8 protein-coding genes are annotated in these 7,786 nt (G+C 55.7%); 3 read left to right on the top strand and 5 right to left on the bottom strand.

Annotated elements, in window-relative coordinates; all coding sequences use genetic code 11:
- Nucleotides 1–34 precede the first annotated feature (34 nt).
- A complete protein-coding gene (gene alaE / locus QRD42_RS00125) occupies nucleotides 35–484 on the bottom strand; it encodes an L-alanine exporter AlaE (RefSeq protein ID WP_321987913.1) in 450 nt (149 codons plus the stop codon).
- A gap of 276 nt (nucleotides 485–760) precedes the next feature.
- Nucleotides 761–940, bottom strand: a complete 180-nt coding sequence (locus tag QRD42_RS00120) for a hypothetical protein (RefSeq protein ID WP_072570062.1) — start codon at nucleotides 938–940, stop codon at nucleotides 761–763.
- A 146-nt stretch (nucleotides 941–1,086) separates the two neighbouring features.
- Between QRD42_RS00120 and QRD42_RS00115 the strand changes: the two genes are divergently transcribed.
- Entirely contained in the window at nucleotides 1,087–1,245 is a 159-nt protein-coding gene (locus QRD42_RS00115; RefSeq protein WP_072570063.1) for a YqaE/Pmp3 family membrane protein, read from the top strand.
- Between the two features lie 46 nt (nucleotides 1,246–1,291).
- Here the strand turns inward: QRD42_RS00115 and tcp are convergent, their stop codons facing one another.
- Together tcp and QRD42_RS00105 are read right to left on the bottom strand one after the other, a co-directional pair.
- Entirely contained in the window at nucleotides 1,292–2,950 is a 1,659-nt protein-coding gene (tcp, locus tag QRD42_RS00110; protein WP_321987912.1) for a methyl-accepting chemotaxis citrate transducer, read from the bottom strand.
- Nucleotides 2,951–3,075: 125 nt separating this feature from the next.
- Nucleotides 3,076–4,500 carry a DNA cytosine methyltransferase gene (locus tag QRD42_RS00105; protein ID WP_321987911.1) on the bottom strand — a complete coding sequence of 475 codons (1,425 nt, stop codon included), beginning with the start codon at nucleotides 4,498–4,500 and terminating at the stop codon, nucleotides 3,076–3,078.
- Between the two features lie 133 nt (nucleotides 4,501–4,633).
- Between QRD42_RS00105 and QRD42_RS00100 the strand changes: the two genes are divergently transcribed.
- The gene (locus QRD42_RS00100; RefSeq protein WP_321987910.1) at nucleotides 4,634–6,412 is read left to right on the top strand and encodes a diguanylate cyclase; all 1,779 of its coding nucleotides are present in this window, start codon (nucleotides 4,634–4,636) and stop codon (nucleotides 6,410–6,412) included.
- Nucleotides 6,413–6,524: 112 nt separating this feature from the next.
- A complete protein-coding gene (locus QRD42_RS00095; RefSeq protein ID WP_318364514.1) occupies nucleotides 6,525–7,256 on the top strand; it encodes a TylF/MycF/NovP-related O-methyltransferase in 732 nt (243 codons plus the stop codon).
- A 71-nt stretch (nucleotides 7,257–7,327) separates the two neighbouring features.
- Here QRD42_RS00095 and QRD42_RS00090 read toward each other — a convergent pair whose 3' ends face one another.
- Nucleotides 7,328–7,678: a hypothetical protein gene (locus QRD42_RS00090; RefSeq protein ID WP_072570068.1), complete on the bottom strand. Its 351-nt coding sequence runs from the start codon at nucleotides 7,676–7,678 to the stop codon at nucleotides 7,328–7,330.
- Nucleotides 7,679–7,786 lie beyond the last annotated feature (108 nt).

The following is a 7,786-nucleotide window of genomic DNA, read 5'->3' as shown; positions in this document are numbered from 1 at the left end:
AATGTAGCGACGGGTCTGTGCCTGTCGCCTGCCGTCAGGCTTTCGCCTGGTAGTAATTACTCACTCTGAACAGACGGCGGCAGTAGTCCAGGAAGTAGCCGTAGACCGCGCCCATCAGCATCGACACCACGATATTCGAACTTACCGCCGCGGCGATCTGGTGCCAGTCGGCGCCCACCGTCAGCAAAATCGCCACGTAGACCGGTGATTGAAAGGTGACATAGGCCGCGATATCCGCCAGATTTTTCATCCAGCCCGCCGGGGTATAACGACGCGCCAGACGCATAATCGCATCCCGGTACAGGCCGTAGGGCCAGGCAATCAGGATGTTAACCGGGATGGCGACCAGTCTGGAAGAGAGCGACTGCTCAAAGCTCATGCCTGAAAGAAATATCTCAATCAACATGTTCACTACCGAACAGTAGACCACCATGGCAAAGGTGTCGGCCACGGCGTGACGCAGGCGTGACTGCGGAGAGAACATGCTAAAGCTCCTGTGAAAAATATTATCAGGTCTTTCGCCGGTGAAACCAGCGTAATGAAGGGGGATGTTTAGTGTGGATAGAGTATATCGCTACCATGAAACGCACAATTAGCGATTAATTTTTATTTAACGCGCTTTTGTCAATAAAATACTCTGTGAGCGGGCGATTTTTTCGCGCTGCGTTATATTGCGCGGGAGGTCAGAGGAAAGTCTTGATTAACAATAAGTTGAAGAGAGTGCGGTGAGCACGCCCACCGCACAGGCAAAAGACGCTGATTAACAGACGCCGAAATCGCCCTCTTCTTTGTACGGCGTGACGTCAACCGCTTTCAGGGTAAACTTTTCACCCTGTTCGTCGCTGGCGCGTACGGCAACGATTTGATCGTCATTTACTTCGATCACTTTCAGTTTTGGGCCGCCCATACGCGGCTGCACCAGATCACCTGCTGAAAACATAATTGCACTCCTTCATGAATAGTATGACTGCGTAAAGCAGAGTAAAAGCATAAGACGAAACTGGCGATACCCGCCACAATGACTACGCTTAAAGAGAAATTGTCTTTTTTTACAATAACCTGGATTTTGCTTGCAAGGGAGTAGTTATGGGTTTCTGGCGTATTGTTATCACCATCATCCTGCCGCCGCTTGGCGTGTTACTCGGGAAAGGCTTAGGCGGAGCCTTTATTCTGAATATTATCCTGACGCTGCTGGGCTATATCCCCGGTCTCATTCATGCGTTCTGGGTGCAGTCACGCAACTAATCTTTCCGGCGGGCAGGGCCTCCTGCCCGCCAGACCTGCTTAACGCTTAAAAGGTTTCCCAGTTCGCATCACCTGCGGCGACGGTTGCCACTGTCGGGCGTAGCGTGGTTTTCGCTTTCGCTACGGGTGTTACCGGGCGACGCAGTTTGTCATTCACCTGAAAGACCGCCACCGCCTGACGCAGTTGATCCGCCTGTTCTTCCAGCGCCGCCGCTGCGGTCGCGGATTCCTGCACCAGCGCGGCGTTCTGCTGCGTGACGCTGTCCATCTGCGATACCGCGAGGCTCACCTGCTCAATACCGCGACTCTGCTCATCCGACGCCGAGGCGATCTCGCCCATGATATCGGTCACCCGCGTAACGGCATTAACGATCTCTTTCATGGTTTCACCCGCTTCGGCCACCTGTGACGAACCGGTATCCACGCGGCTGACGGATTTTTCGATCAGCGCCTTGATCTCTTTGGCGGCGCTGGCGCTGCGGCTGGCCAGAGTACGGACTTCACCCGCCACCACCGCAAATCCGCGACCCTGTTCACCGGCGCGCGCCGCTTCTACCGCCGCGTTAAGCGCCAGGATATTGGTCTGGAAAGCAATACCGTCGATCACGCTGGTGATTTGCACGATCTGCTGTGAACTGTCGGCAATATCGTTCATGGTGCGCACCACATTGGTGACCACCTGGCCACCGCGATCGGCCGTTTCCGAGGCCGTCCGTGCAAGTTGAGCAGCCTGACGGGCGTTATCGGTGTTCTGTTTCACCGTGGCGGTCAGCTGCTCCATGCTGGCGGCGGTTTCTTCCAGCGACGCTGCCTGCTGCTCGGTGCGCGAGGACAGATCGTTATTACCGGAGGAGATCTCTCCCGCGCCGGTGTAGATGGAATCCGAGCTGCTGCGCACCGCGCTGACGGTGGAAACCAGCGACTGTTGCATCTCATGCAGACCCGCAGCTAACTGGCTCATTTCGTTACGCCCGTCAGCATCGATCTGGCGCGTCAGATCGCCCCCGGCAATGGCGCGAATATGTGCCAGCATGTCCTGCAAAGGTTTAAGCAACATGTGTTGCAGGCCCAGCCAGATCACCACAAAGACCGCGATCATCACCAGCAAAATGGTGCCCAGCGTCCACTGCATCTGGGTAAAACTGTGCTGATTCTGCGCGGCTGCGGCTTTCAGCAGGCCATTGTTTTCCGCCCGCCACTGGGCGAACGCGGCTTCCATGTCATCCTGCGCCTGCTGTGCATCAAGATTGCCGTAGGCTTCATAATTATTGGCTTTCAGATACTGGATCGACATCTGCAACACATCGTGCATCTGACGCCAGTTTTTCTCCATCAGCGCGGCGACCGCCGCATCCTGCCCGCTGATACGTTCAGTACGCTTGTAGCTTTCGAAGTAACCTTCAGATTTGCTGAGTGAATCGCCCGCCGTGGTCAGCAGTTTATCGATGGCCGCCAGAGAGGCCGGATCGCGCTGATTTTTCAGAAAACGGATCGCAACGCGGGTCACAGTGACGCGGGTTTTGACAAGGGTATTCACACTGTCGCTAAGATTTTCCTGCTGTGCGTTCAGTACGCCATATTGTTGAAAGTTGCTGCGATCATTATCAACCGCAGAATAGAACAACCCACCCGTCACCACCTGCAACATACAGAAAATGGCAAGCGCGAAGATGATCCCGGTGATGACCTTAATATTTTTAAGCATGACAGCCGTCCGTAAGTGATCCGCAAGTGCATAAGGGTTATCGACGACGGCAGGGGGATCTTTATGAACATTTAGTTAACATGTGCATAAAAATTAGCCCCGGTGGTTATAACCGGGGCGGGGGATTATTGACCGGCCTTGCGCAGCTCAACCGCGCGGGCGATAGACGGCTCCAGCAGACGGGCGACGGCGGCGAACACCGGCACGACCACGGAATTGCCAAACTGACGATAGGCCTGGGTGTCGGATACCGGAATGCGGAACGGGCGTCCGCCGGGGGTTTCAAAGCCCATCAGTCGCGCGCATTCCACCGGCGTCAGTCGACGGGGGCGGCGCGCCTGATTCGTTGGATCGGCAAACGCCGTTTCGCCCAGCGCATGATCCCAGCCGCGATCGACAAGGATCTCCGAGCCATCTTTGTGGTAGCGGGCAGACAAAGTACGGGTCACCACCTCCGGGCGCGTGGGATCCACCAGCCCGAAGCCAAAACCGTTGCCCTTCGCCTGGTGCTTTTTGGCGTAGCGGTAGAGGAAATCCCACAGCTTTTCCGACAGCACATACTTGCTGTCCACCACCGGATCCAGCAGCTCGCCGAAGGCCGGTCGCTGCGCCGGATAAAAGCGTTTAATATCGCGCAGGGTGAAGTTGTTGTGAATGTTCAGGTCGCGGCGAAATCCCACCAGCACAATGCGCTCGCGGTGCTGGGGTAAAAAATGTTTGCCGTCGATGATTTTCGGATCGTCCTTGCCGTTCACCGCCGCATCCGCCACTTCATAGCCCAGCTCGTCCAGCGTCTGCATGATCACGCTGAAGGTTTTGCCCTTGTCGTGGCTTTTGAGGTTTTTAACGTTTTCGAGAACAAAAATCGCCGGCTGTTTGGCTTTGATGATGCGCGCCACGTCAAAGAACAGCGTGCCCTGCGCTTCACATTCAAAACCATGGGCGCGGCCCAGCGCATTCTTCTTGCTGACGCCCGCGAGGCTGAACGGCTGGCAGGGAAAACCGGCAAGCAGCACGTCATGATCGGGAATGGTGCGGTCAATATGCGCGTAGGCCTGCGCTTCGGTGACATCAGGATTATCGCTCAGGGTCACTTCCCGGATGTCGCTGTTAAAGGTGTGCGCCGCCTCGTCGTTATACCAGTTGGCTTTGTAAGTGCGCACCGCGTTTTTGTTCCACTCGCTGGTGAACACGCACTGGCCGCCGATGGCGTCAAAACCCTGTCTGATGCCGCCGATACCGGCGAATAGATCAATAAAACGGAACGCATAGTCGGGATGATGCGCGGGCGGGGAAGGCAACATTTTACGCAATAATGCTTCTTCACTGGCGGTCAGGGATTTGGGCGCGCATTTGCCGTTCACCCAGCGGTTGAGGGTTTCCCGGCTCCAGTCGTTTTTGCCCAGCTTGCGCAGCTGCTCGGCCACATATTTTTGTCCGTAGATCGCCAGTACCTTATCCAGCAGCGCTCTGTCACGCGCCTGTTGATCCTGCTCTTCCGCCTGCGCCTTCGCCAGCAGATCCTGAGCAATAACATCAAATTCCGACATAGCATCTCCTTGGTTTAATGCGTGAAAATATATCACTCATTTGACCCAGCGCCTTATTTCATTTGCGCAGCACTGCTTTTTTTGTCATTGCTATACTCTGATTTCACCCCTCTGGTGGCCTTAAGGGTACTTTGTGCGTATTGCAACTATTACCAATGTCGCCTATGTCGCGACGGTTATTCTGACGCTCGCCTCCGGCGTGGCGCTGTTTATGGCCTCCAGCGCCGACCGCACGGAGCGTAAAGCCGTAGAGCAGCGCTATGTGCTGGATAAACTCACCGAAGAGATTGAAATCGAAGCCTTCGCCTTAAGCGAACTGGCGCGATCGATCGTCATTAATCCTGATGCTGAGGCGATCCAGCAGCTGAAAGCCGGATTCGCGAAAGAGCGGGAGCTGGAAAAACACCTGGTCGCCGTGAAAGATGTCGGCGCCTCGCCGGATGAACTGCTGCTGTTACGGGACGGGATGGTGGTGCTCAAAGCGCTGGAGGATGAGCAGCAGGCGGCGCTGGCAGCAGTGGAACGGGGCGCTGCGGCGGAAGGGATGAAAATTGTCTTCAGCGCCGATTACGAGCAGCAGCTCGATCAGGTGCGGTATCGCTTCGATCACTTCCGGCAGCTGCTGGATCAGCGGGCGCAGGTCGCGATCGGCGAGGCGACCAAAAAATCCCAGTGGCTGCGCTCATTATCAGAAATCATGGTCGGCCTCACCGCGCTGCTGTTTCTGTTTGTGCTGGGCTTTATTATCAAGCACCGCATTCTGCGCCCGGTGGTGACGCTCAGCGATGTGGTTAACCGTCTCGCCTCTCAGGATTACGACGTCGAAGCGCCGGTGCTGGCGCAGGTGGATGAGATCGGCGACATGGCGCAGGCAATCCGCATCTTCCGTGAGAACGGCCTGGTCCGCCAGCGGCTGGAGCGCGAGCGCGATGCCGACTGGGTGACGCGCAATCTGCTGGCCCGCATGACGCAACGGCTACAGGGCTGCGACTCCAGGGACAGCATTCTGAAGGTGATCGCCCTGTTTGTGCCGCAAATTATCCCGGATATGAGCGGGCGGCTGTATATGCTCGATCGGCGCGCCAACCGTATGGTGTGCATGACCAGCTGGCTGTCGCCCTCCGGTGACGACACGCCCTTTACCCCGGATCACTGCTGGGCGCTCAAACGCGGGCAGCTTCACAGCCCGGCGCGGGATACGGTGGATGTGCCCTGCGAGCATTTAACGCCCGACGTCGCTGACAAGGCGATCTGCGTGCCGTTAATCGCGCAAAACAATATTATCGGTCTGCTGACCTTCGAGAATCGTGCGCCGGAGAAAGAGCCGCCTTACACCTATCTTGAACTGATCGCCGAAACCCTGGCCCTGTCGCTGGCTAACCAGAAGCTGCGCGATACGCTGACCGAGCGGGCGATGTACGACTCCCTCACCGGGCTGCACAATCGTTATCATCTGGAAGAAACCCTGCGTACGCTGCTGGGGCGCGCCGAAGCGAAAAAAAGCGTGCTCAGCTGTCTGATGATCGACATCGATCACTTCAAACGCCTCAATGATACCTACGGGCATGAGGCGGGGGATCTGGTACTGCGCGAGACGGCGCAGGTGATCCAGCATGCCTTAAACGAGCGCGGCATGGCGTTTCGCTACGGCGGGGAAGAGTTCCTGGTGATCCTGCCGGAAATGAACGAAGCCCAGGCGCAAAGCGTCGCCAGTAAGCTACTGATGGCCATCTCAACGCAGCCGATGATCTACGAGACGCAGGACATTGGCCCGGTATCCGTTTCCATCGGCATCGCCACCTGGCCGGTTCACGCCCGCGCCGATAATTTGATCCGTACCGCCGACCTGGCGCTCTATCTCGCAAAAGAGCGTGGCCGCGGACAAATCGTGATGGCGAAAAAAGGCGAGTAGGGGCAGGCGGCTATTACCGGGAATTAGCTCTCTTTTATGATGATGCTCCGCTGTTTATCGCCGCCCGCTCTCCGTTAGGCTAAGGGTAAATTGATGACCCAGTGAACCTGACATGACCCAGCCGACAAAAGAGCAAGTGATTGACGCGTATCGTTTGATCCGCACGGAACAACCCTGGAAGTTTGATGCCTCCGACCTGTCTCATCACCGCGTGCTGCCCTATGCCACGCGGTCGCCCTGGTTAGATGATCCTGAGTTTTTAAGCCTCTACGAAAAAATTAAAGGGCATACGCTGGTCGATTTGTATCGCTGCTATGAATTATGGCTGCTGGCAAAGCAGACCGGCAAAGTTGAAGGCGTGGTGCTGGAAGTGGGCGTCTGGCGCGGCGGCACCGGCGCGGTCCTCGCACAGGCGACAAAAGCGCTGGGTAAAAAAGTCTATCTTGCCGATACCTTTACCGGCGTGGTGAAAGCCGGTGAGAAAGACACGCTGTATAAAGGCGGTGAACATGCGGATACGTCGCTGGCGATAGTTAACGCGCTTATGTCATCTCTGGCGATAGATAATATCCAGATCCTCGAAGGTATTTTCCCGGACGACACCCAGCATTTACTGCCAGAGAATATTGCGCTGCTGCACTGCGACGTGGATGTGTATTCTTCAACGAAGGATATTGTTGACTGGTGTCTGCCGCGCATGAATACCGGGGCAATGCTGGTATTTGATGATTACGGCTTTTTTGGCTGCGAAGGCGTCACCACGTTCTGCGATGAATTAAAACTGCGCAACGATCTTATTTTCACGCACAACCTGAACGGTCACGCGGTATTTGTGAAAATCTGAATACAGTCGCTGGATAATCAGGCCCAACGGTAGCGTTGGGCCTGAAAAGCGCGATCAATAGAGACGAAGCGTTAATTACATTTTCCTGTCGGGGCTTTTAGCGGGCCGCATGCACTGTAATCCAGCAGCAGGTAGCCTTTTCGCTGCATGCAAATTTCTATCTTCCCGATACGGTTTTTATGCTGCTCCAGACTTTCGCCAGAATGAACATAATTCCGGCTAAAATCATCCGGCGCGATGTTTTTATCCAGCCCGCAGCTGTAGAGATCCCGTGTACGCTGCGCGACGTCGGTATGCCCGAGCTGGCCCGGTTTCTGAATGGTATGCGCATACGGAAAAGAGGTGTAATTGCTGGAATCCATATCACCCACCACGCAACCGGTGAGCAGAGCGCAGAGTAACAGCACGGTTTTATTCAGCATGGCTAATTACATTTTCCTGTCGGGGCTTTCAGCGGGCCGCACTTATCGAAGTCCTGCAAGATATAGCCTTTGTTTTGCATGCAGCTTTCAAGCCTGCTGATTCGCTTT

The organism is Enterobacter sp. PGRG2, from assembly GCF_030291195.1.
Taxonomy (GTDB): domain Bacteria; phylum Pseudomonadota; class Gammaproteobacteria; order Enterobacterales; family Enterobacteriaceae; genus Enterobacter_D.
Note: the sequence above shows the minus strand (reverse complement) of the source record. Positions and strands in the feature narration are given on the sequence as shown.